Raw genomic sequence first — 22,547 nt, forward strand, 5'->3', positions numbered from 1 at the left:
CTGTTCAATCGTTGGCGCAACGCGCCGTGTTCAATGGTTGAGCTGCGGCGGTGCCGGATCGCTCTCATGGTTCATGCCCGGCATCGAGTGTCCCTCGTGTCCCCCCATGGGCATATCGTGCTGCATCGGCTCCTCTGCGCCGGTGCCCTGCGGCTCGTGCTGGCTGCGCGCGGGTGTGCCCGTCGCCGGGTGCGTTGCGGCCGGCGCTCCTTCCGCAAGGGAATGCCTGTTGTCGTATTCCAGCTTTTCCCGGTTCTCGGCGCTCTCCTTGCCGGCGCCCCCCATCATGTCGATGTGCATCATCTCCTCCATGCACATCTTGCCGGGTGCGACGCATAGGTTGAGGATTGCCCGATACAAGCCGTCCTCGACCGCGGCGTAATAGCGGACCGGCTCCCTTTCGCTCGGCTTTTCGAGCTTCAGATAGGCGTCGCGGTTGAGCGCGGTCCCCTGCGCCTTCACCCGCGCCACCCAGTCGTCGAAGCCCTGCCGGTCGAGCCCGTGGAACTTGAAACGCATGTGGGAGAAGCCGTCGCCACTGTAATTGGCCGAGAAGCCTTCATATTCGCCCGGCTTGTTGATCACCGCGTGGAGCTTCGTTTCCATGCCCGGCATCGCATAGATCTGGCCGGCAAGCGCCGGAATATAGAAGGAGTTCATCACCGAGGAGGCGGTGATCTTGAAGCGGATCGGAACGTCGACGGGCGCTGCGAGCTCGTTGACGGTCGCGACTCCGAGGTCGGGATAGAAAAACAGCCATTTCCAGTCGAGCGCCACGACCTCGACGTTCAGCGGTCTGACGTCCGCGGGTATCGCCCTTTCCGCATCCAGCCGGTCGAGCGGCCGATAGGGGTCGAGCTTGTGCGTGCTGATCCAGGTGACCGCCCCGAGCGCGATGATGATCGCAAGCGGTGCCGACCAGATCACCACCTCGAGCGCCGTCGAGTGGTGCCACTCCGGATCGTAGGTGGCGTTCGTGTTGGACCGCCGATACCGCCAGGCGAAGAAAAGCGTCAGGAAAACGACCGGGACGATGATCAGCAGCATGAGGATCGTCGATATGACGATCAGATCGCGTTGCTGCGCAGCGATATCGCCGGACGGCGACATCACCACCATGTCGCATCCCGCCATCACGAAGAACAGCGGCAAAACGGCGAGGCGGCAGGAAAACTTCAACAGTTCTGGCACGGCTCGAAGCTCTATTTGTTTCGACGGCTTTGCGACTAAAGTAGAGTGGGCGGGAAAGGTATGAGGTCGATGGTCGCACTGCAGCAATCCGCCGCAGTCGTTTTGCGACGCAGCATCTTCCGCCGCTTGCAGGTAGCGAGGACGTGAAACGCATTATTTCGCGTTTCTCCCCTTGATATGAGCGGTTGATTGGTCAAGATCCCTCCAAGGGGGCCTTGCGCTCTCACCTTGAGAGTACGAGCGGGTGCGTCGGAACACCGCATGTTCCTAGCCCCCGTGCGAGCGCGGGAGGCGTTTGATGAGCAGTGCAATGCAACAGTCCCTGGGACCGTCGTCCTCTTCGATGGAGCGCGACGCGCGGCGCATTCACGACGACACCTCCGTATCTGCCGGCAATATCGCCATCGGCGTCGTTATCGGCCGGGCAGCGGAATTCTTCGACTTCTTCGTCTATGGCATTGCCTCCGTGGTCGTCTTTCCCCAGCTCTTCTTTCCTTTCGCTCCGGATCGGTTGACGGCGACGCTCTACTCCTTCGCGATTTTTTCACTTGCCTTCGTTGCACGGCCGGTCGGTTCGCTGGTCTTCATGGCCATCGACCGCACTTACGGCCGAGGCGTCAAGCTGACGATCGCGCTTTTCCTCCTCGGCGGCTCGACGGCCTCGATCGCCTTCTTGCCGGGCTATGAGACGCTCGGCGCCTGGTCCATCGCGCTGCTTGCCGTCTTTCGCCTCGGTCAGGGATTTGCGCTTGGCGGCGCCTGGGACGGGCTCGCCTCGCTTCTCGCTCTGAACGCGCCGCAGCACCATCGCGGCTGGTACGCGATGATTCCGCAGCTCGGCGCGCCCCTTGGTTTCATGCTCGCCAGCGCCCTCTTCGCCTATTTTCTCGTTTCGATTTCCGAGGCGGACTTTCTCGCCTGGGGTTGGCGCTACCCGTTCTTCGTAGCCTTTGCGATCAACGTCGTCGCGCTGTTCACGCGCCTGCGGCTCGTCATGACGAAGGAATTCGGAACGCTGCTCGACATGCACGAGCTTCAGGCGGCCCGGGTCACGGAAGTGCTCAGGGTAAATGGAGGCAACGTCCTCATCGGCGCCTTCGTCCCGCTTGCAAGCTTCGCCCTCTTCCATCTGGTGACCGTGTTTCCGCTCAGCTGGGTGGAAATCTACACGGATCACGGCGCAAGTTCGTTCCTGATGGTGCAGTTCCTCGGCGCGGTCTGCGGCATCCTGGCCATCGTCGCTTCCGGGCTGATTGCCGATCGCATCGGCCGGCGCAATCACCTCGGAATTTGCGCGGTCCTGATCGCCATTTTCAGCTTCGTCGCCCCGATGCTGCTCCAGGCTGGCGCCACCGGTCGCGACGTCTTCGTGATCGTCGGTTTCACGATCCTCGGCCTCTCCTTCGGCCAGGCCGCCGGAGCCGTCGCGTCGCGCTTCGGCAAGGCGTACCGCTATACGGGGGCGGCGCTCACCTCGGACCTGTCCTGGCTGATCGGCGCAGGCTTTGCGCCGCTGGTGGCGCTGGGGCTGACCAGCCGCTTCGGGCTCGCCTTCGCGGGCTACTATCTTCTCTCCGGCGCTCTTTGCACGGTCCTCGCGCTGGTCTTCAGCAAGAAGCTCGAGATCGACAACGAATAGAGCGAAGGCGAGAGGCTCGGAAAGCCCCTTCGTTTCCGTCCCGCCATGCGCCCCCGAGCTTCCGTCATTGTTTCGGCTTGCCGATCAGAACCGTAAAGCTGGCTCGAGCGGGGGAACATAATCGAGTCTCGCCGGTTCCGGCAGCGACGCGGTGCGGGAGCGAACTCCGTGCATTGCGATGAGTGCCATGCACCGAAAGGAGAAAGGAGCCATGCCTGCAAAGTCGAAGGCGCAGCAGAAGGCTGCCGGCGCGGCCCTTGCCGCCAAACGAGGCGAAAAGAAGAAGAGCGAACTCAAGGGCGCCTCCAGGGGCATGGAAGAGTCCATGACCGAGAAGGAACTCGAGGAAATGGCCTCGACCAAGCGCAAGGGAAAGAAGGAACACGTCTCGGACAAGTAACCGCGCATGCTGAAAGCGCATTGCGCTTGCGGAACGCGCCGGTAAACGGTATTCGGGCCGAGGTATAAAAGTCCCGGTTTGCCCTCACGGTCGGAAGAATGTTTCAGCTCACCATGGCTGTAGCCCTTTCACGCCCGCCGTTTTGATGATGTACAGCGCCAAGCGGGAACAATATTCTGTAGCAGGATCCGGGTCGTGGTTAAGGACGGGCGAATGGACGATAGCAGGGTTTCCGCGGATGCGGACGCGGAAAAAGCCGTTGATGAGCGGATTGCGTCGCTCGTCCAGAAGATGCGCAAGGAAGCAGTCCCGGAGCGACTTCTCGAACTGGCGCGGGAGTTGCAAAAAGCCCTTGACGAGCGCAAGCGCTGACCGAAAGCCGGTTTGCTCTCGTGGAGCCGCTCGTCCGCTCAGTCAGTTCAGCGGATTGCCGTGCATTTGCGCCGTCAGTTCGTCACGTGCCCGGCTGAGCCGGCTCTTGATCGTACCGATCGCGCAGTCGCATATGTCAGCGGCTTCCTTATAGCTCATTCCGAACCCGGCAACGAGCACGAGGACTTCGCGGTGCTCGGGTGAAAGAGCCCCAAGCGCGCTACGCAGCTCGCCGTTGAGCACGGACCACTCCTGCGACGGCGCGGTTGGAATCGGCAATTCGGCGCAATTGGTGCTCCCCGGGCTTTCCCGCGTGCGGATCTTGTACTGCGTACGAAATGCATTTCGCATGATCGTAAACAGCCAGGACTTGAGGCTCGTACCGGGCTCGAACTGCTCGATGCTTCTCAACGCCCGGAACAATGTCTCCTGAACGAGGTCGTCGGCCTCGAACGACGCTGACGTGAACGTTCGAGCGAACGCCCGCAGAGCGGGAATCAGATCGACGACTTGCTCCTCAAGCAGCGGTGATTGTTGCGATGCGTGACCGCCGATAGCAGGCATGTCGAATATTGCCCTTCTGCCTATGAAGATTTCTCTAGGTGACGTTGGGAAATGCCTTTCCGGCCCTTTGGTTCCTGAGAGCCGGGGGATATTTCCCGGACGGGCTCAATGCGGCATCTGATCGCGCGGCCTACACCGGGAGAGATCTCCGCCGCTCGACACGGGAACCAAAAGCGACATCACCAGTTTGAGTGGTCTAGGGACATCCAGTTGAGTGGAAGGAGAACGCCATGAAGAGATTTGCATCTATGACTGCTGCACTGCTTTTGATCGGTTCATCGGCCGTCGCGCAGACGACAGTCGTCCTGCCCGGCGAAGTAAGAACCTATGTGATGGAGCAGAAGACGCCTTCTATCACCTATGAAGGCGAGATTGTCGTCGGGCAACCGATTCCGGAAACGGTGGAGATCCACACGATCCCGGACCAGCCCGATTTTGCCTATGCGATCGTCAACGAAAAGCGCGTCGTGGTAAATCCGAAGACGCACACGGTCGTGGAAGTCTTGGAGTAGCATTGCGCGTCTGACGGAGACGCGGCGCTGGATGTGCGCAGCATGCATGCGCAAGTCTGCTTGGTGCGGCTCCTGTCCCTGAATTACGAGCGTGGCGGCATGCGCCGCCACGCAAGCCCCTGAGGGCAATACATGGAAAATCAAAGCATCGAGTTTCGCCTGGCGGCGCACAGAGAAATCCTTGTTGCCGTCCTATCCGCGCTTTACCGCCACAAGGACGTCTGGGCGGAAGTCAACCGCGCCCTGGAAGAGGTCCCGATCGTTCAGGATCATGAGGAAGATCCCGGCGTCGTACCCTCGGAAGCCTTTGCCAGGCAGAACGCGATGACGACGGAAATCGCTTCCATGCTGCAGGATGCGAGGGACCGGACGGATCTGGACCCTGAGCCGCCTTGACACGCCTGCCGGGGCAATTAGACCGGAACCCCTTCTACCTTCGTGCGTTAATCAAAAGGCTGCGTTTTCAGCCCCCCGCATGTCCACGCAAGAGAAGGGAGCGTATCGTGCGCGTTCGACTGAAACAGAAGCGTCCGAACTTTGCCCGGCCGCCTGAAAATCCAAATCCGAAGAAATCGGGGCGGAATACCTGGCAACCTCAGGTCATTGGCCCTTACCGTGTCGACCTCACTCCAAAGAAGTCGACGGCAGATGAAGTGGCAATTCCGGCCTCGATCAATGGGAGGAGTCTCATCGATGGCCGGCCATGAGGACAAGATGGTCCGTGTTCGGGACGTAATGTCTCGGCAGGTTTTCACCGTTTCTCCCACCGATACGGCGCAGTCCGTCGCCCGGCTCATGGCCGAGACAGGGGTTGGCGCGGTGCCGGTGGAAACGCCGGGTGTCGGAACGATCCTCGGGATCGTCACCGATCGAGATATCGTCACCTCCGTCGTCGCGCAGGGGCTGTCCAGTTCGACGGCCGTGTTCGAGTTCATGACAGTCGCTGCCGAATCCTGCGAGGAGGACGACAGCCTCCTGCTTGCCGCCCAGAAGATGCACGACCTGCGCATCCGGCGCCTCGTCGTCGTCAATGGGAAGCGACACGCGGCCGGCATCGTGGCTCTTGCGGACATCAGCCGGGTCAATCCGGAACTCGGCGGTCTCGTTCTCGAGGGAATCAACCGGCCCGCGCCCGTCGATAACCAACTTGAAGGAATGTCGACATGCTGACGCAGGATCGCCTCTGGAGCGAGGCGGTGATTCTGGAGGCCGGTGAGAACCGCGTCCTACGGGTACAGAGCACCCGCGACGCTTTTCTTTGCCTCAAAAATCACTGGCCGGTTGCCGACGGAGACGCAAAGCGCGAGGCCTTCGCAGCATGCGAGCGCGTGATCGACGGCGATGACGAGCCCGATGTCGCACGTGCCGCCTTCATAAAGGCCGCCGAGGAAGCGCAGTTCAGCGTACATAGCTGGACCGGGTGATTTATCCGGCGTTACAAAGATCGAGGCATCATGGGCGGCTGTCGGAGCGGTTCCGGGCCGCAGGCTCCTGATAGCGTTCGGCGATAGCGATCTGGACTTCCGCCTGGAACGCGAGGACCTCGTTTCGGATATCGTCCTCGCGTAGACCGAGTGCCGAAAGCTGCTCGGCGAGCTTTCGGCACTCGCTCTTCCAGTAGTCGACGGCAGCGGGCCCGTGTATCCGGTCGAGTTCGCGTGCGCAGCGGTCGACATCGCCTGCGCGTGCCGCCAAAGGAAACGCGACCACTTCGCCGCCCCGGACCATGGCTCGTTCACCAAACTCAGCTGCCATCGAATCACCCTACGTTCATCACCAGCCACGTCTATCGGCTAGATGGTTAACGATTCATTCGCCCGCCATCGCTTGCCCTCTGGCGGTATCGTCCGGGAAAACCCGGAAGCGACAACATTATCCGGTGCGAAGGGAACAAACGCATCGCTGCACGGTTTGATAGTCGGACCGCGTGGAATCAAGTTCCCTCTCCGCAAAGCCCCTACGGATCCACGCGCTCCTCAATAATAACGAACAAAATAGTGGGCCCCGCCGCCCCGGGCGGGGCCCTTTCCTGTGCGGCTTTGCGTGTCGAAGTGTCGCGAGGGGAACGTATCTCAGGCAAGACCAGGAAAGACTGCCGGCGATCGAGCGCGGAACGCATTCTTGTCGATCATGATCTGTGATGAGGGGAGGGACTATCGCAGCAGGCCCTGGCCGCCGTCGATCCAGACGGGGCTTCCGGTCACGTGGCGCGCACGCTCGGAGACGAGGAAACGGATAAGCTCCGCCACGTCTTCGCTGCGCCCCGGTTGCCCGTCGGTGATAGGCACCTGCCCCTCCGGCCATTCGACGGGAATTGCCGTTTCCGCTTCGTGGCGCAGCTTGGTGTTGTCGTTGATGTTCGTCTCGATCTCGCCGGGGCAAACCGCGTTGACCCGGATGCGGTGCTTGCCGAGCTCCAGCGCCAATTGCTGAACGATCGCGACCTGCGCCGCCTTCGTGGCGGTGTAGGCCGTGGCACCCGGTGTCGTGAAGGTCCGGGTGCCATTGATCGACGAAACGACCACGATGGCGCCGCCCCCGCGCTGTTTCAGGTAGGGAACCGTCAAATGCAGGGTGAGGAACGTGCCGCGCAGGTTGACGGCGATCGTCTCGTCCCATTCGAAAGGCTTCAGGTCATCGATCGGCGCCCAGACGCCGTTGATGCCGGCATTGGCGACGACGATGTCCAGATGACCGAACTTGAGCACAAGATCTCTGACTGCGTTGCGCATCTGCAGCTCGTCGGAGATATCCGCCTCCAGCGCGATCGCCTGGCCGCCGGAACCGACGATCTCATCGGCGACTTCCTCCACCTCCATGCGTGTGCGTCCCAGCGCTCCGACCTTCACGCCGTCTGCGGCAAGCGCAAACGCGGTGGCTCGGCCGATGCCGGACCCGGCACCGGTGATCAAGGCGACGGGCGAGGATTGGTTCATGGCTGGCCGTTCTTCGCGCGGTCGGTCGGGATCGTGGAAACCGTAACGGATACCGGATCGCTGGCGGGGAATGTGTCCTCAAGGCCCTCGTCGAGCTGCCTTTCCATTTCATCCGTGTCTTTCGCGCCACGTGCGCTACGGTGGATTTTCGAGGTTTCCTGGGACTCCTCGATCGCGCTGCAATCGGCGGACGCGAGCTCACGCATGACGGCTTGCGCCTTTTCGATGGCGTTGAGCCGGTTGAGGTTTGCGGCCGCGTCGTTGCGCATCGAGACCGAAACGATCTCACCGCCGTCGCCGACGAATTCGACCGTGAAGCCGGCTTTCCCGCCCTGTTCGGGGATCACTTGTGTACCTACAAGATGCATACGGCACCTCCTCGTTCGCTGCGGCGCTTCCATGCCGCATTGGGTTTTGCGGTCGCCCGCCATTCGTCAGGCAAACGGATGCGGTGTGTTTTGGTTCCGACGCCTAGCTCCGGGCCGGCGGCCGCCGGCTGAGAACATTCGCGACCTTTTCCCGAAGCGTATGATCGTCTTCGTCGTGAGCGTGCTGCTGGAGTATCTCGCCCAGGCGTTTCAGCTCTTTCTCGTCGAGCCTCTCAATGCCTACGTAACTGTTCTCAGCCGAGCTGGTCAGAATGAGCTCGTCGAGCTTCGTCTGAAGCGCCCGGCCGTCCCGGTTCTGCGTGTTCTGAAGGACGAAGACCATCAGGAAGGTGACAATCGTCGTGCCGGTATTGACGACGAGTTGCCACGTCTGGGAAAAACCGAAGATCGGGCCTGTGAGGGCCCATACGGCTATCAATACAAGGGCGAGGACAAAGACGGCGGGGCGCCCGGAATACTCCGCCACCGCACTTGCAAACCTGCTGAAACCATTGGCCTTTGGCATCGGATATCCCACGTTTGTTGATCCGCTGATCAACACGCGAGCAGGCGAAGAGTTCCCACCCGACGCCAAGCTCCGTCAGGCGCGCAACGCTTCGTAGGCACGTGGAATCGGGGGTGCGCGCGGGAAGCCGCATGCGGTGTCCTCCCGCGCATGTATCGGTCAGCTTACGATATTGACCTGCGCCTCTTTCGCGGCGGCGACGAAGGCCGCCCGCGCGACATAAGCGGGGGATTCGCGTTCGAGCACCGCCATGCAGATGTCGATTGCCGCCTGGTAAGCCTGGCCGTGGCTGACCGGCCACTGCTTCGTCAGCAATTCGACCGCCTGTCGGGTGTTCGACACCATGTGGATCTGCGGATCATCGGGCATCCGCACGGGGACGCATTCATTCCAAGGGCCGGGGTCCATGACCTTCCTCCTGCAGCGGCACGACCGTCAGAAAGGCCTCCCGCAAAGCGGCGATGAAGGCAGCCCGCGCATCTTCCGGTCTCTTTCTGCGCTTGAGCGCCGCATTGCATGCACGGATGGCGCAGCCATAATAGGCGCCGTCCCGCACCGGCCATTCGCTTTGCAGGCAGTGCATCGCGTCGAGCGGGCCGACAACCGTGCGGCACCTGCCGTCGAGCATGTTGATATTGACGGGCTTGCTCCATGGAATCTCGTACATCGTTCTTCCTCGCCCAATCCGAAGGCCGCCAGCACGGCGCCTCCCGCGTCCCACTCCGAAACTCGATCGACCGCGTCTTTCGACGCGTTGGAATCTAAATTGTCCTGGTCTAATGGCTGCGGATCGAAATATGTGCCTCTTCCGCTGCCTTTATAAAGGCCCTGCGGGCCCTTTCGGTCTTTACCTTGCCATCCAGAGCCTGGAGGCATACGCGCTTGGCTGCGGCCAGCGCCGGTCCATCCCGACGCGGCCATCGCTGCAACAGGCATTCTACGGCCTCGCGCGTGCTTTTCACGTCGCGATATTTGCCCTCGGTTCCGAGTTCCAATTCGACACTCTTATCCCACCAGAAACAATGCATGACGCTAGCCTCGCGGGGTTGTTGCCGGTTGGAAATGAAACTTGGGAAACGGGCTTTTGGTTCCGCTGCGAGCACGCGCCTGCCCCTTGACGCAAGGCGCGGCATTGCTAAGTAAGAGACGTCCCGCTCTTGGACATCGGAATGCGGGATGAACATTGGTGCCGGGCCCCTCTGGCGAGAGTTTACGGCGCTCTCGTGATGTCGGTACCGCCAGCAAGTCACGCCGGCGGATATAGCTACCATGAAAACTGATCTCATGCCTCACGCATGTGCCCATACGGCTGTGCGTTTTTTTGTCTCTGGAAATCTCCCTTTCGCCCACGCTTCCACAGCGCGTGGAGGGGAGGTTCGCCCATGACCGGATCCAGCACACAGACAACCGCCCTCGGTTATTTCAAATGGGCGTTCATCGTTACGGCTGCCGGGCTTCTGCTTGGCGGATGGCTCGGCTGGCAGTCGACCGGCACCATCGGCGGAATGATGACGGTGTTCTTTATCTGCACCGTGCTCGCCGTCCTGGAAATCTCGTTGTCCTTCGACAACGCCATCGTCAATGCCAACAAGCTCAAGGACATGACCCCCGTCTGGCAGCAACGCTTCCTGACCTGGGGCATCCTCATCGCCGTTTTCGGGATGCGCATCGTCTTTCCGCTGCTGATCGTGGTCATCGCCGCGGGTATCGGTCCGATCGATGCCGTAATTCTCGCAGCGGCCCGGCCCGAGGAATATTCCCGGATCATGCACGAGGCGCATCTGCCGATCGCCGCATTCGGCGGTACGTTCCTGATGATGGTCGGTCTCACCTATTTCTTCGATCATGAGAAGGACGTTCACTGGATTGCATGGCTGGAGAGCCGGATGGCACGCTTTGCGACCATCAAAGGCGTCGAAATTGCCTTCGTGCTGGCGCTCATACTCGGCTTTTCGAGGCTGCTCGAAGCGGAAGAAGCCGTGGTCTTCGTTCATGCCTGCGTTTACGGCCTCCTCACCTTCCTGGCCGTCGAGGTGGTCGGCGGTCTGCTCGACGCCTCGCAGCAGACGATGAGCGCTGCGGCGAAGGGGGGCTTCGGGGCTTTCCTTTATCTGGAAGTGCTCGACGCCAGCTTCTCCTTCGACGGAGTGATCGGCGCTTTCGCTTTGACCCAGAACCTTTTCATCATCGCCATCGGGCTCGGCATCGGGGCGATGTATGTCCGCTCCATGACGATCATGCTGGTCGAGAAGGGCACGCTCAGTGAATACCGTTACCTGGAGCACGGCGCCTTCTACGCTATCCTGATCCTTTCCGTGGTCATGTACTTCCAGACGCTGATCCACATTCCCGAAGTCATTACCGGCCTCGGCGGGGCGGGCCTCATCGGTCTTTCGCTCTGGTCTTCGATCCGGCACAACAGGCGGGAAATGGAGCAGGTCGAGGGCGACACGCGCGGGCGCAGACGCCTCGAGGCCTGAGCCAAGCGCGGGTCATTGGATTCCATCCGGCCGAAAGGTCTCATCAGGATGAGGAACGACCCGGCGGATATTCCGCCGGGTCGTTCTTTTTCGTGCGCCGCATTTTCTCCTGCCTTGCCGGAAAAGTGCCAAAGTCTTGGGCAATTGGGGCCGGCCCTGCCGGCCGCGAGTCCCTGCGCGCCGTCGGGCTGAAGAAATTGCGCGGAGGAATGCTTGTGAACGCCAGTCCGAACGATCTTGCCCTGATTGCGGTAATGCGCCGGTATTTTTCGCTGAAGGAGGAGGCGGGCGCCTTGAAGGGGCGGCTCGAGGCCGCCCGCAGGAGCGCCGGCGACGAGATAGGCCGCTTCTATGATCCGCGCACCAATGAGACGCACGCGGACGAGATTCTCGCATGGCATCGCCTCCGGCGGGAAATGGAGGAACTGATGAGCCTTGCCGCGACATGGGGAAGGGGCGGCAGCATCGAGGGAAGCTCTCTGGCAGCGACGGCCGAGCCTATCCCTCCGACCGTGTCCGCCCCTCTGGCCGAGGCCGCAGCTTCGATGGAGTGATGGCGCGAATGCCGGCGGCAAGCGCATTCGCAGTGACCGGTAGTCAATTAAGCAAGTTTGGCGTACATCATTATATTTTCGGGAACAACTCTTCCTTGCGAGCTTTGGAAGTATGAGCCGGCACGATCCAGACAACGGGACAAAAAAGCGTCGATGCGGATGGCCGGTCTCCGGTGTTCGGCGGCGGATGAAGAGAAAAGGAGCCGCATGCACCTGAAACCCGATAGCGAGATATCAGCCGGTGCCTGAGTTCATGGCTACATCCAAGGGCAGGAATGCCGATCCAGCCGCGGCACTTCGCGATTGCCGGGCGGCCTTTATCGGCGTCGGCATCGCCAGCGCGCTCGTCAATCTTCTCTATCTCACCGGTTCGTTCTTCATGCTCGAAGTCTACGACCGGATCCTGCCGAGCCGCAGCATTCCGTCGTTGATTGCCCTCTCTCTCCTCGCGCTGTTGCTTTATGCCTTTCAGGGAGCCTTCGAGCTCATCCGCGGGCGGATGCTGGTGCGCATCGCCGGCGCCCTCGACGAGAGCCTGAATGGACGCATTTACCGCGCAATCGTGAAGGCGCCGTTGAAGCTCAGAATGCAGGGAGACGGCCTCCAGGCGCTGCGCGACTTCGATCAGGTCCGGTCTTTCCTGTCGGGCGTCGGTCCGGCCGCGCTCTTCGACCTGCCCTGGCTGCCTTTCTACATCGCGATTTGCTTTCTTTTTCACCCGGTCATCGGGTTGATCGCGATCATCGGCGGGTTGATCCTGACGTTGCTCACCTATCTCACCAACCGCGGCACGCAGGCGCCTGCCAAGAAAGCGTCCGAAGCCGGAGGGCTGCGCAACGCCTTCGCTCAGGCCTCCCAGCGCAATGCCGAAGTGGTGCATGCCATGGGCATGTCCGCGCGGCTCACCGGGCTGTGGGAGCGCCGCAATACGGAATTCCGCGACGAGAACCGGCGTACGTCCGACATCGGCAACGGCTATGGCGCGTTGTCGAAGGTCTTCCGCATGGCGCTGCAATCCGGCGTTCTGGCGGCCGGCGCCGTTCTGGTGATCCGCGGCGAAGCTTCGCCCGGCATCATTATCGCCGGCTCGATCCTGACGGCCCGGGCTCTTGCGCCCGTGGAACTTGCGATCGGCAACTGGCGCGGTCTTGTCGCGGCACGTCAGAGCTGGCAGCGTCTCAAGGAATTGCTCAAAGCCCTGCCGGAGGCCGACGCGCCGCTCCAGCTTCCGGACCCGCGCGAACGCCTCACGGTCGAGGGGCTGGCAAGCGGTCCGCCCGCGGCACAGCGCCTCATCGTCTCGGATGTGAACTTCACCGTCCGTGCCGGCGGCGCCGTCGGCGTGATCGGCCCGAGCGCCTCGGGAAAATCGTCTTTGGCGCGCGCCATCCTCGGAATCTGGCCCGCCTATCGCGGTTCCGTTCGGCTCGACGGCGCGGCGCTCGACCAGTGGGACAGCGACGCGCTCGGCAAACATGTCGGATACCTGCCGCAGGACGTGGAACTGTTCGCCGGGACGATCGCGCAGAACATCTGCCGCTTTGCGGAAGACGCGACATCGGAGGCGATCGTCGCCGCCGCGAAGGCGGCGCGTGTCAACGATCTGATCCTGCGCCTGCCGAACGGCTATGACACCGAGATCGGCGATGGCGGCATGACGCTTTCGGCCGGCCAGCGTCAACGGGTGGCTCTGGCGAGGGCCCTTTACGGCGATCCCTTCCTCGTCGTTCTCGACGAGCCGAATTCCAACCTCGATGCGGAGGGCGAGCAGGCGCTCAGCGAAGCGATCATGAGCGTGCGCAGCCGCGGCGGCATCGTCATCGTCGTCGCCCATCGGCCGAGCGCGCTTGCAAGTGTCGATCTCGTGCTGATGATGAACGAGGGTCGCATGCAGGCCTTCGGGCCGAAGGAGCAGGTTCTCGGCCAGGTGCTTCGCCCGCAACAGGTGGAGCGACAGAATGCCCTGAAAGTCGTTACAGAAGGGCAGGAGGCGAAGCAATGAAGGGCTGGATCCAGCAGCAGAGGCCGACTGCACGCCGGTCGCTCTCCCGCCATTTGATCGGCGTCTCGGTCCTTGCGCTTGCGCTCGTTGCCGGTGTCGGCGGCTGGGCCGCGACGACGGAGCTTTCGAGCGCCATCGTTGCCGGCGGCGTCGTGATCGTCGACGATAACGTCAAGAAAGTCCAGCATCTGACCGGTGGCATCGTCGGCGAACTCCTGGTCAAGGAAGGCGATCGGGTCGAAGCGGGCCAGGTGCTGATCCGCCTGGACGGTACCACCGTGCGTGCCAATCTGGCGATCATCGAGAGCACCCTGGCGCAGTTCTACGCCCGACGCGCCCGGCTGCAGGCGGAGCGGATCGGCGCCGCATCCTTCGAAATCGAGGAGGATCTTGCCGAGTTCATCCCCGGCACGGCGGCGGCGAAGCTCATAGAGGGCGAACAGCGGCTCTTTGACAGCCGCCGGTCGGCGCTTTCCGGCATGAAGGGACAGCTCGAATCGCGAAAGGCGCAGCTCGCCGATGAGGTCGAGGGGCTCACTGTGCAGCTGAACGCGATCGAGGAGGCGCTGAAGCTGATTGCGGAGGAGCTGACCGGAGTCGATTCGCTTTTCGGCCAGGGGCTCGTGCCTATGCAGCGGGTAACGACGCTGAAGCGCCAGCGGGCGGAGCTGGAGGGTGGGCGCGGCAGGCATATTGCCGCCCGGGCCCAGGCCCGCGGCAAGTCGAGCGAGATCGACCTGCAGATCCTGCAGCTGGACGAGGACCGGCGCAGCGAGATATCGAAGGAACTGACGGACGTCGAGGCGAAGATCGCCGAATATGAGGAGCGCCGCACCGCCGCGACCGACCAGCTGCGCCGCCTCGATATCACCGCGCCGCTTCCCGGGCGCATTTACCAACTGGCGATCCATACCGTCAACGGCGTCGTCAATCCGGGCGAAACGCTGATGCTTGTCGTGCCCGAGGCCGAGGACCTGACGGTCGAGGCGAAGGTAGCGACCCACGACATCGACCAGATCCGTGTCGGCCAGCCGGTTGAAATCCGCTTCAGCGCCTTCAACCAGCGCACTACGCCGGAGGTCGAAGCCGAAGTCGTGACCGTCGCTCCTGATCTTGTCACGGACGAGCGCACCGGCGCCAGCTACTACCCGCTGCGCATCCGGCCGAAAGCGGAGAGCCTCGCCAAGCTGAAGGGCCTTTCGCTCTATCCGGGCATGCCGGCCGAGGTGTTCATCAAGATCGCCGACCGGACGGTGATCTCCTATCTGACCAAGCCCCTTACCGACCAGATGCGGCATGCCTTCCGGGAAGATTGAGACCGGCGCCGGGCGGTATTGGACGTTTCCCGGAAGTGCTCTGGCTAGAAGCGCCGGTGCGACTGCCTCAGCGAAAGCGGATAGCGCGTCGGATGATAGGCTGCCGCGCTGATATTGACGGTACGGTTGTGATTGTCATAGGCGATCTGATCGAGCGTCAGGACGGCCGCCGGCCGCTCGAGTTGGAGCAGGGACGCCTCCAGGTCGGATGCAAGCCGCGCGCTCAAGGTCGATTGTCCGCGCGTCGGGACGATGCCGTAGCGGTTCTCGAATTCGCCGTAAAGCGACCTGTTCTCGACCGTCCAGTCGATGTCGAGAATGCCGGGCGCGAGCGAGGCGGAGAACCAGTCCCGCTGCACGACCACCGGTAAATCGTCGAGAAGGCGCAGCCTCTCGAGAAAGACCACTTCGGCGCCGGTCGGCAGCGAAAGCGGTCTTGCGACCTCCGGATCGGCCCCGACGATCTCTGCCCTGAGGAGCCGCATGCCGGGCTTGCGATTGTTTGCATGGGCCGTCTGGGTGAAGCTGCGAACGACTTCCAGTTCGTAAAACGGCGCGGGCGCTGTGACGTAGATGCCCTTTCCGGGCCGCGTCTGCAGGTAGCCGAGATTTTCGAGTTCCTTGATCGCCTGGCGCACGGTGATGCGGCTGACGCCGTAGGCGGCCACCAGCTCCCGCTCGGAAGGGAGCTTATCGTTCACCGACAGCTCGCGCCGCTCGATCATGCCTTTCAGAAGATTTCGAAGCTGCGCGTAAAGCGCATCCGGATGGTTGCGATCGATGGGGCTTTCGTCCGGTAGGTTCGCTTGTCGTGCCATGCTCTCTTGTTTCAGCCGCCGGTTTCCGGATGTTCTTTTGCATTGCACCTGTCCGGACCGAAGACAAGTACCAAGCGCCTTTTCGGATCGCCGGCAGGCGCCGCTGACTAGTCCGGCGATCGGCAGTGGAAACCGGGAAAACGGCTTCCGTCCGAATTGACATAACTGGTTATATCCAGTAGCGATACCACGATCGGAACGGCGGAGTAAAGAATGAAACTGACCTTGATCGGCGGCGGCGGAGTCCGGGCACCCCTTTTTGTCGGTTCGGCGCTGAGGCGCGCGGAGAGAAGCGGCCTGACCGAGATCTGCCTGCAGGATATCAACGAGCGCAAACTCGAGCTTTTCGGGCGTATAAGCCAGGAACTGGCGCGGCGTATGCAGTCCCCGGTCCGGATCACCATGGCGGCCGACGCAGAACGCGCGCTCGACGGCGCGGCCTATGTGGTGACGACGGTTCGCCCCGGCAACGAGGATGGGCGTATCAAGGACGAGCGCATCGCCCTGGCCCACGGGGTGCTTGGTCAGGAAACCACCGGTCCCGGCGGGTTCGCCATGGCCCTCCGCAGCATTCCGGTCATTCTGAAATATGCCGAGATCCTGAAGAAGGTCAGTCCCGATGCGTGGCTGTTCAACTTCACCAATCCGGCGGGGCTCGTGACTCAGGCGCTGCAGAACGAGGGCTATCATCGTACCGTCGGCATCTGTGACGGGGCGAACGGTGCGCAGGAGGCGCTGGCGCACTGGCACAAGGTGCAGCAGAACGACGTGCGCTGCGAGGTCTATGGGCTCAACCATCTGTCCTTTACCAGGCGCGCGACGATTGACGGCAAGGAAGTCCTTCAGCCGCTGCTCGATGACGACGGCTTTCTTCGCTCCACCTCGCAGCGCATGTTCGATGCGAGTCTCATCAGAAGCCAGCGCAACTGGATCAACGAATATCTCTACTACTACTATTATGCGGAGAAGGCGGTCGAGGCGCTCAAGGCCGATGCACGCACGCGCGGCGAGGAGGTCAAGGACCTGAACGCAGCGCTGATCACGCGGCTTAGCGCGATGGATCTGAATACCGGCGCCGATGCGGCGCTCGCCGCCTATTACGCTTACGAGCGGCGCCGCAACGCCACCTATATGCATTATGCGCTGACGGACGCCCCCAGCATGGAAGAGGCCGACCGGCTGGTCGAAGGCCTTGCCGCCGCGGAGACGGGAGAGGAGGGCGAGGGCTATGCCGGCGTCGCGCTCAATCTGGTCGATGCGCTTGAGACCGGCAAACCCTGCTATACCGGCCTCAACGTGCGCAACGAAGGCGCCATCGAAGGCTTGCGGGACGACGATGTCGTCGAGGTGAGCTGCGTGGTCGACGGGGAAGGTATCCGGCCGCTGAAGATCGGTGCGATGCCGGAAGCGCAGTCACAGCTCGTCCACAATGTGAAGCGCTACGAACGGCTGGCCGTGCGGGCAATCAGGGAACGCAGCCGCGATCTTGCGGTCCAGGCGCTCATGGCTCACCCCCTTGTGCTTTCCTATTCGCGCGCCGTGCCTCTCGTCGATGAGTATCTGGCGGCACACGCCGAGTTCGCAGGGGAATGGTCGTGATCGGCGCCGGCCCCGGTTCGCGCAATGACGTCATGGTGGTCGGAGAATACTACTTCGACCTGATCTTCCGTGGCCTCCCGGAGGTGCCGAAGATCAGCGCCGATCTCTGGGCGGAGGAATTCGAGTGGGTGCCGGGTGCCGCCTATTCGACGGCGCTGGCATTCGCGCGGCTTGGAACGAGTGCCGGGTGGTGGTGCCAGTTCGGCAACGATATCTTCAGCCGCATGATCCTCGAGGAAGCACGCCGCGAGAATATCGACGATCACCTCTTCATCCATATCGACAGGCCGCTGCGCCGCGTGAGTGCAGCCTTTTCTTTCGCGCATGACCGCGGCTTCATCAGCTATGCCGAAGAGCCGGACCCGTTGCCGACGCCGGAGGATCTGGCGCGGATCAGGCCGCGCATACTGCTTCTGCAGGGGTTTTCGCTCGACAATGAAAGACGGCGGCTGATCGAGGCCGCGCGCGAACTCGGGATCACCGTCTGTTCGGACTGCCAGCATGTCGACTATCGGCTCTCGACGCCCGGAATGGAGGACATGCTGGGACTGATCGACGTCTTTCTGCCGAACGCATCGGAAGCGAAGGCGCTGACGGGCGAGGAGGACGTGCAGCGTGCGCTGTCGTCGATCGCCCGCTTCTGCCCGACCGTCGTGATCAAGTGCGGAGCGGACGGAGCGATCGCTTCCTCCAAGGGCCGGACGACCCGCGTGCCGGCGCTTGCCGTCGAGGTTTTCGATACGACGGGCGCAGGCGACAGTTTCAACGCCGGCTTCGTTCACGGGCTCCTGACCGAGCCCGACATCGGCGGCGCGATCGAGCTCGGCGTGATCTGCGGCTCGCTGGCCGTGACGGGATATGGCGGCCGCAACCTGCCTTTCAAAGAGGATCTGACGAAATATCGGCGGCGGGAGGCCGCGATATAGCTTGCGTTCACAAGCGAACAAATGAGGGAACGAACATGAAGCATATGTTGAAAACACTCGCAGGCATGACCGTTTTTGCCGTCGCATCGGCCTTTCCGGCAAAGGCGGACACCGTGTCGATGTTCTGTTCGGCGACCGATTACGAACTTTGCGAGAAGGCCGTCCAGAAATGGACGAAAGACACCGGGCACGAGGTGAAGCTCAACCGGATGCCGCAGAATCTCGACGACGCCATTCCGATCTATCAGCAATTGTTCGCGGCCCAGTCGTCCGACATGGACGTCCTCTATATCGACGTCATCTGGCTCGGCATGTTCAAGGATCATCTCCTCGATCTGACCTCTCTCGTACCCGAGAACGAGGTGAAGGCGCATTTCGCCTCTGCCGCGGATGCGGCGCGCCTCGACGGCAAGCTCCTGTCGATGCCCTTCTATATCGATACGGGCCTCATGTTCTACCGCAAGGACCTTCTGGAGAAATACGGCAAGCAGCCGCCGAAGACCTGGGATGAGCTGACGGCGACAGCCAAGGAGATCCAGGACGCGGAGCGCAAGGCCGGCAGCCCGGACATCTGGGGCTATTCCTGGCAGGGCAGGAGCTATGAGGGCCTGACATGCGATGCTCTGGAGTGGATCGCTTCCGCCGGCGGCGGCACCATTCTTTCCGACGACGGCGAGGTGACGATCAACAATCCGCAGACGGAGGCTGCGCTCACCCGTGCCCGCGGCTGGATCGGTACGATCTCGCCCGAGGGGGTCTTGAACTATGACGAGGAAAACTCACGTGCCCTCTTCGAGAGCGGTAATGCCGTCTTCCACCGCAACTGGCCCTATGTTTGGGGAACGTCGCAGGCCGAGGGTGGCAAGCTCGTCGGCAAGGTCGGAGTGAGCGCGCTTCCCGTCGGTGCGGAAGGGCAGAAGTCGAGCGGCGCGCTCGGCACGGCCTATCTCGGCGTCTCCAAATATTCCAAGAAGCCGGAGCTTGCCGCGGAGCTGCTGCGCTATATGGTCGGCGCGGAAGACCAGAAGATGCGTGCGATCGAAGGCGGCTACAATCCGACCGTCGAGGCGCTCTACGAGGACGCCGATGTGCTGGCTAAGATCCCCTTCCTGGGCATGGCAAAGACCGCCTTCGAGGAATCGGTCGCACGTCCGTCGGCTGCGACAGGCAAGAACTATAACCGCGTTTCCCGCACCTTCTACCGGGCCGTACACGACATCATCTCCGGCAAGGACGATGTCGCCAAGGAACTCGCCGACCTCGAGCGCCGCCTCGAGCGCGACGTGAAGGCGAAATGACGAGAGCTCGCCCTCGGCCCGGCCGGGGGCGCCTCATCGAAACCGGCTGCGTTCCACGCGCTGCCGCGAAAGGCCTGGAAGGGAAATGGAATGGCTTCGGTCTCCCTGAAGAACGTCAGCAAGACCTTCGGCACCTATGACGTGATCCGCTCCATCGATCTCGAGATCGAGGACGGGGAGTTCGTCGTCTTCGTCGGCCCATCCGGTTGCGGGAAGTCGACGCTTCTGCGACTGATCGCCGGGCTCGTGCCGGTTTCCGGCGGCGACGTGTTTATCGGCGGCGACCAAGTGACGGACGTGCCGGCGTCCAAACGTGGACTGGCCTTCGTCTTCCAATCATACGCGCTCTACCCGCATATGAATGTGGCGCGAAACATCGGCTTTGCGTTGGAAACGGCGCGGCTCGGCAAGGATGAAATCCGTCGCCGTGTCGCCAGGGTCGCGGACATGCTGAAGATCGGTCACCTGCTCGAGCGTCGGCCGCGCCAGCTTTCCGGCGGTCAGCGGCAACGCGTGGCGATCGGCCGGGCGCTGGTCGGCCAACCGGAAGTCTTCCTCTTCGACGAGCCGCTTTCCAATCTCGACGCGGACCTGCGCATGGAAATGCGCTTCGAGATCGCCAAGCTGCACGCCGACGTCAAGACGACGATGATCTATGTCACCCACGACCAGACGGAAGCGATGACGCTCGCCGACCGGATCGTCATTCTAAACCACGGGCAGATCGAGCAGGTGGGGCGGCCGCGCGAGCTTTACGACCGGCCGGAAAATCGCTTCGTTGCCGGCTTCCTCGGCAGCCCGAGAATGAATTTCGCCCCGCTCGAAGCGACCGGCCCCGCCGCTACGGTTCTGAGGGGGGCAGGCGGCTTCGCCTACGCCGCGGAATATCTCGCGGCCGAAGGAAGGCCTGCGGAAATCGGCTTGCGGCCGGAGGCTTTGAAGCTTGTCGGTGCCGACACGAAAGGCGCGATCCGCGGAACCTTCGAGCGGATCGAGGACCTCGGCTATGAATATGTCTGCTATGTGCGGCTCACCGAGACGCTGGTCTGGACGGTTCGTTCGACGGGAAGTCCACCGCAAGTCGCCCCCGGCGACCCCGTCGGACTGAGCTGGCAACCGGAAAGTCTCTATCTCTTCGGAGAGGATGGCCGGCGCATCGATCACCGCGCGAGCGTTCCATTGGCCCTTGGAGCCTCGTCGTGAACGCCGCCCGCCGGATGGAGCGGCAGCAACGCCGCACCGCATGGATATTCCTGCTCCCGTTGCTGCTGACGCTGGTGGCGGTGGCGATATGGCCGCTCGCCCGCAGCATTTTTTTCTCCTTCACCGACGCTTATCTCGATGCCCCTTCGGATTACGGATTCGTGGGTTTCGAGAATTTCGTGGAAGTTGCAGAAGACCCGGTGTTCTGGGGCGCGGTCAGGAACACGCTCGTCTTCACGCTGGTATCCGTCGGGTCGGAGACGCTTCTCGGACTTGCGATCGCCTTGCTCCTTCACCGCGCTTTTCCCGGCCGCGGCATCGTGCGGGCGGCGATCCTCATTCCCTGGGCGATGCCGATGGTCGTCTCGGCCCGGATCTGGGAATGGATGCTCAACGATCAGTTCGGCCTGATCAACAAGTTCCTGGTCGCGTTGGGACTCGTCGAAAAGGGCGTCGCCTGGACAGCCGATCCTTCGCTGATCCTCGGGACGGTGATCTTCATCGACGTCTGGGTGACGACGCCCTTCATGGTGCTCCTCATTCTCGCCGGCCTGCAACTGATCCCCGAGGAAATCTACGAGGCAGCGGACGTTTCCGGCGTGCCGCACTGGAAACGCTTCTGGTCCATAACCTTGCCGCTCGCGACGCCGGCGATCGGCGTCGCGATACTCTTCCGCGCGCTCGACGCGCTCCGCATGTTCGATCTGAGCTACGTGCTTGCGGCCAACAACGAGAACACGATGACGATGTCGATCTATGCGCGCGACCAGCTCATCAGCTTTCAGGACCTCGGCCTTGGAGCCGCTGCTTCCACCTGGGTGTTCATGATCATCGGGCTGATCGCCATCGTCATCGTCGGGCTTTTGCGCCTCGATCGGGCGACGGGCTGAGGGGGTATCGATGACGGTGAGCGCAGCCACGACGAGACGCTATTCGAACGCGACGTACCGGACCTTGCGCCGCGTCAAGACGGCCGGACTCTATGCCGGCGTGGCGGCCGTCCTCGTCTACATGCTGTTTCCCTACTACTGGGCGATCGTCTCCTCGACCAAGACGGGGCAGGCGCTTTACCAGTTCACTCTGCTGCCGGCGCTCGATTTCAGCAACTACAGGCAATTGTTCGACAATCCGGTATTCATGGGCGCGCTCGTCAATTCCGGCGTGGTCGCGCTTGTCAGCACGGCGATCTCCCTCGTCATCGGCATTCTTGCAGCTTACGCGCTCGGCCGCCTGCATTTTCCTCCGGGCCGCATCGTTCTGATCGCCGTTCTCATGATCTCGGTCTTCCCGCAAGTGGTGGTGCTTTCGGGAATGTTCGAGGTGATCGGATGGCTCGGGCTCTACAACCGGCCGTCGGCCCTGATCGTTTCCTATCTCATTCTCACTTTGCCCTTTACGACATGGATCCTGACGAGCTTCATCCGAGACCTGCCGAACGAATTGGAGGAGGCGGCGCTCATCGACGGCTGTTCGCGCCTGCGCATTCTCACCCATGTGCTGCTGCCTCTGATGGGGCCTGCGATTGCCAGCACCGGTCTGCTGTCGTTCATCCTCGCATGGAACGAATTCCTCTTCGCGCTCACCTTCATCCTGACCGACGAGAACCGGACGGTTCCGGTCGCGATCGGCCTTCTGACGGGTAGCAGCCGCTATGAATATCCGTTCGGCCAGATCATGGCCGCGTCGGTCACGGTGACGCTGCCGCTGCTCGTTCTCGTCCTGATCTTCCAGCGCAAGATCGTCGCGGGGCTGACGTCCGGCGCCGTCAAGGGGTGACGAGCGCCGCCGCGTGCGACGCCATGCGCCAAATTTGGCATGATCTATTTTCGTGATTGGACTTCCC

General features: G+C 62.2%; 27 protein-coding genes. 17 read left to right on the forward strand and 10 right to left on the reverse strand.

The genetic code is table 11. The features are described from left to right. Window positions 1–30: 30 nt before the first annotated feature. Window positions 31–1,191: a ubiquinol oxidase subunit II gene (cyoA, locus tag ACFHWW_RS15590; RefSeq protein ID WP_379939128.1), complete on the reverse strand. Its 1,161-nt coding sequence runs from the start codon at window positions 1,189–1,191 to the stop codon at window positions 31–33. A gap of 298 nt (window positions 1,192–1,489) precedes the next feature. Here cyoA and ACFHWW_RS15595 point away from each other — a divergent pair, with 298 nt between their 5' ends. From ACFHWW_RS15595 to ACFHWW_RS15605, 3 genes are all read left to right on the forward strand, one after another. Next, complete coding sequence (locus ACFHWW_RS15595) at window positions 1,490–2,830, forward strand: MFS transporter (RefSeq protein WP_275599334.1); 1,341 nt, start codon at window positions 1,490–1,492, stop codon at window positions 2,828–2,830. Window positions 2,831–3,041: 211 nt separating this feature from the next. Next, window positions 3,042–3,230: a DUF3008 family protein gene (locus tag ACFHWW_RS15600; RefSeq protein ID WP_003526298.1), complete on the forward strand. Its 189-nt coding sequence runs from the start codon at window positions 3,042–3,044 to the stop codon at window positions 3,228–3,230. A 213-nt stretch (window positions 3,231–3,443) separates the two neighbouring features. Continuing rightward, window positions 3,444–3,602: a hypothetical protein gene (locus ACFHWW_RS15605; RefSeq protein ID WP_018099036.1), complete on the forward strand. Its 159-nt coding sequence runs from the start codon at window positions 3,444–3,446 to the stop codon at window positions 3,600–3,602. Window positions 3,603–3,644: 42 nt separating this feature from the next. Here the strand turns inward: ACFHWW_RS15605 and ACFHWW_RS15610 are convergent, their stop codons facing one another. Then, the gene (locus tag ACFHWW_RS15610; RefSeq protein WP_018099035.1) at window positions 3,645–4,166 is read right to left on the reverse strand and encodes a sigma-70 family RNA polymerase sigma factor; all 522 of its coding nucleotides are present in this window, start codon (window positions 4,164–4,166) and stop codon (window positions 3,645–3,647) included. Between the two features lie 230 nt (window positions 4,167–4,396). Between ACFHWW_RS15610 and ACFHWW_RS15615 the strand changes: the two genes are divergently transcribed. From ACFHWW_RS15615 to ACFHWW_RS15630, 4 genes are all read left to right on the forward strand, one after another. Continuing rightward, window positions 4,397–4,678, forward strand: coding sequence for a DUF1236 domain-containing protein (locus ACFHWW_RS15615; RefSeq protein WP_100671487.1), 282 nt, complete (start codon window positions 4,397–4,399; stop codon window positions 4,676–4,678). 132 nt (window positions 4,679–4,810) lie between these two features. Next, on the forward strand, window positions 4,811–5,074 hold the full coding sequence (locus ACFHWW_RS15620; RefSeq protein ID WP_379939132.1) for a hypothetical protein: 264 nt from the start codon (window positions 4,811–4,813) through the stop codon (window positions 5,072–5,074). 297 nt (window positions 5,075–5,371) lie between these two features. Beyond that, window positions 5,372–5,848, forward strand: a complete 477-nt coding sequence (locus ACFHWW_RS15625) for a CBS domain-containing protein (protein ID WP_018099032.1) — start codon at window positions 5,372–5,374, stop codon at window positions 5,846–5,848. Continuing rightward, window positions 5,842–6,102, forward strand: a complete 261-nt coding sequence (locus ACFHWW_RS15630; RefSeq protein WP_018099031.1) for a DUF982 domain-containing protein — start codon at window positions 5,842–5,844, stop codon at window positions 6,100–6,102. Before ACFHWW_RS15625 ends, ACFHWW_RS15630 begins: the two co-directional genes overlap by 7 nt. Window positions 6,103–6,130: 28 nt before the next feature. Here the strand turns inward: ACFHWW_RS15630 and ACFHWW_RS15635 are convergent, their stop codons facing one another. The 7 genes from ACFHWW_RS15635 to ACFHWW_RS15665 form a co-directional block, all read right to left on the reverse strand. Continuing rightward, window positions 6,131–6,433, reverse strand: coding sequence for a DUF6074 family protein (locus ACFHWW_RS15635; protein WP_100671495.1), 303 nt, complete (start codon window positions 6,431–6,433; stop codon window positions 6,131–6,133). Window positions 6,434–6,831: 398 nt separating this feature from the next. Then, window positions 6,832–7,614, reverse strand: a complete 783-nt coding sequence (locus ACFHWW_RS15640) for an SDR family NAD(P)-dependent oxidoreductase (protein ID WP_100671497.1) — start codon at window positions 7,612–7,614, stop codon at window positions 6,832–6,834. Next, window positions 7,611–7,982 (reverse strand): hypothetical protein, encoded by a 372-nt coding sequence (locus ACFHWW_RS15645; protein ID WP_198516676.1) that lies wholly within the window; start codon window positions 7,980–7,982, stop codon window positions 7,611–7,613. Before ACFHWW_RS15645 ends, ACFHWW_RS15640 begins: the two co-directional genes overlap by 4 nt. A 103-nt stretch (window positions 7,983–8,085) precedes the next feature. Further along, the gene (locus ACFHWW_RS15650; protein WP_379939136.1) at window positions 8,086–8,508 is read right to left on the reverse strand and encodes a low affinity iron permease family protein; all 423 of its coding nucleotides are present in this window, start codon (window positions 8,506–8,508) and stop codon (window positions 8,086–8,088) included. Window positions 8,509–8,667: 159 nt separating this feature from the next. Continuing rightward, window positions 8,668–8,916: a DUF982 domain-containing protein gene (locus ACFHWW_RS15655; RefSeq protein WP_379939138.1), complete on the reverse strand. Its 249-nt coding sequence runs from the start codon at window positions 8,914–8,916 to the stop codon at window positions 8,668–8,670. Beyond that, entirely contained in the window at window positions 8,894–9,175 is a 282-nt protein-coding gene (locus tag ACFHWW_RS15660) for a DUF982 domain-containing protein (protein WP_003526277.1), read from the reverse strand. The genes ACFHWW_RS15655 and ACFHWW_RS15660 overlap by 23 nt, the downstream gene beginning before the upstream one ends. Before the next feature lie 109 nt (window positions 9,176–9,284). After that, on the reverse strand, window positions 9,285–9,536 hold the full coding sequence (locus ACFHWW_RS15665) for a DUF982 domain-containing protein (RefSeq protein ID WP_013850417.1): 252 nt from the start codon (window positions 9,534–9,536) through the stop codon (window positions 9,285–9,287). A 354-nt stretch (window positions 9,537–9,890) separates the two neighbouring features. Here ACFHWW_RS15665 and ACFHWW_RS15670 point away from each other — a divergent pair, with 354 nt between their 5' ends. The 4 genes from ACFHWW_RS15670 (at window position 9,891) to ACFHWW_RS15685 (ending at window position 14,860) form a co-directional block, all read left to right on the forward strand. After that, window positions 9,891–10,988 carry a DUF475 domain-containing protein gene (locus ACFHWW_RS15670; RefSeq protein ID WP_275599331.1) on the forward strand — a complete coding sequence of 366 codons (1,098 nt, stop codon included), beginning with the start codon at window positions 9,891–9,893 and terminating at the stop codon, window positions 10,986–10,988. Window positions 10,989–11,197: 209 nt separating this feature from the next. Then, window positions 11,198–11,542: a hypothetical protein gene (locus ACFHWW_RS15675; RefSeq protein WP_275599330.1), complete on the forward strand. Its 345-nt coding sequence runs from the start codon at window positions 11,198–11,200 to the stop codon at window positions 11,540–11,542. 253 nt (window positions 11,543–11,795) lie between these two features. After that, window positions 11,796–13,544 carry a type I secretion system permease/ATPase gene (locus ACFHWW_RS15680; RefSeq protein ID WP_275599329.1) on the forward strand — a complete coding sequence of 583 codons (1,749 nt, stop codon included), beginning with the start codon at window positions 11,796–11,798 and terminating at the stop codon, window positions 13,542–13,544. After that, window positions 13,541–14,860 carry an HlyD family type I secretion periplasmic adaptor subunit gene (locus ACFHWW_RS15685; protein WP_100671507.1) on the forward strand — a complete coding sequence of 440 codons (1,320 nt, stop codon included), beginning with the start codon at window positions 13,541–13,543 and terminating at the stop codon, window positions 14,858–14,860. Before ACFHWW_RS15680 ends, ACFHWW_RS15685 begins: the two co-directional genes overlap by 4 nt. 44 nt (window positions 14,861–14,904) lie before the next feature. On the opposite strand, the gene ACFHWW_RS15690 is transcribed toward ACFHWW_RS15685, so the two are convergent. After that, window positions 14,905–15,678 (reverse strand): GntR family transcriptional regulator, encoded by a 774-nt coding sequence (locus ACFHWW_RS15690; RefSeq protein WP_275599327.1) that lies wholly within the window; start codon window positions 15,676–15,678, stop codon window positions 14,905–14,907. Between the two features lie 213 nt (window positions 15,679–15,891). Here ACFHWW_RS15690 and ACFHWW_RS15695 point away from each other — a divergent pair, with 213 nt between their 5' ends. The 6 genes from ACFHWW_RS15695 (at window position 15,892) to ACFHWW_RS15720 (ending at window position 22,480) form a co-directional block, all read left to right on the forward strand. Then, the gene (locus ACFHWW_RS15695) at window positions 15,892–17,277 is read left to right on the forward strand and encodes a 6-phospho-beta-glucosidase (RefSeq protein WP_275599326.1); all 1,386 of its coding nucleotides are present in this window, start codon (window positions 15,892–15,894) and stop codon (window positions 17,275–17,277) included. Continuing rightward, window positions 17,268–18,203: a carbohydrate kinase family protein gene (locus ACFHWW_RS15700; protein WP_100671513.1), complete on the forward strand. Its 936-nt coding sequence runs from the start codon at window positions 17,268–17,270 to the stop codon at window positions 18,201–18,203. The genes ACFHWW_RS15695 and ACFHWW_RS15700 overlap by 10 nt, the downstream gene beginning before the upstream one ends. 35 nt (window positions 18,204–18,238) lie before the next feature. Then, complete coding sequence (locus ACFHWW_RS15705; RefSeq protein ID WP_275599324.1) at window positions 18,239–19,501, forward strand: ABC transporter substrate-binding protein; 1,263 nt, start codon at window positions 18,239–18,241, stop codon at window positions 19,499–19,501. Window positions 19,502–19,591: 90 nt separating this feature from the next. Then, window positions 19,592–20,704: an ABC transporter ATP-binding protein gene (locus ACFHWW_RS15710; protein ID WP_379939144.1), complete on the forward strand. Its 1,113-nt coding sequence runs from the start codon at window positions 19,592–19,594 to the stop codon at window positions 20,702–20,704. After that, on the forward strand, window positions 20,701–21,594 hold the full coding sequence (locus tag ACFHWW_RS15715) for a carbohydrate ABC transporter permease (protein WP_275599323.1): 894 nt from the start codon (window positions 20,701–20,703) through the stop codon (window positions 21,592–21,594). The genes ACFHWW_RS15710 and ACFHWW_RS15715 overlap by 4 nt, the downstream gene beginning before the upstream one ends. A gap of 10 nt (window positions 21,595–21,604) precedes the next feature. After that, window positions 21,605–22,480, forward strand: a complete 876-nt coding sequence (locus ACFHWW_RS15720) for a carbohydrate ABC transporter permease (protein WP_275599322.1) — start codon at window positions 21,605–21,607, stop codon at window positions 22,478–22,480. Window positions 22,481–22,547 lie beyond the last annotated feature (67 nt).

Source organism: Sinorhizobium sp. P24N7, from assembly GCF_042436655.1.
GTDB lineage: Bacteria > Pseudomonadota > Alphaproteobacteria > Rhizobiales > Rhizobiaceae > Sinorhizobium > Sinorhizobium meliloti_A.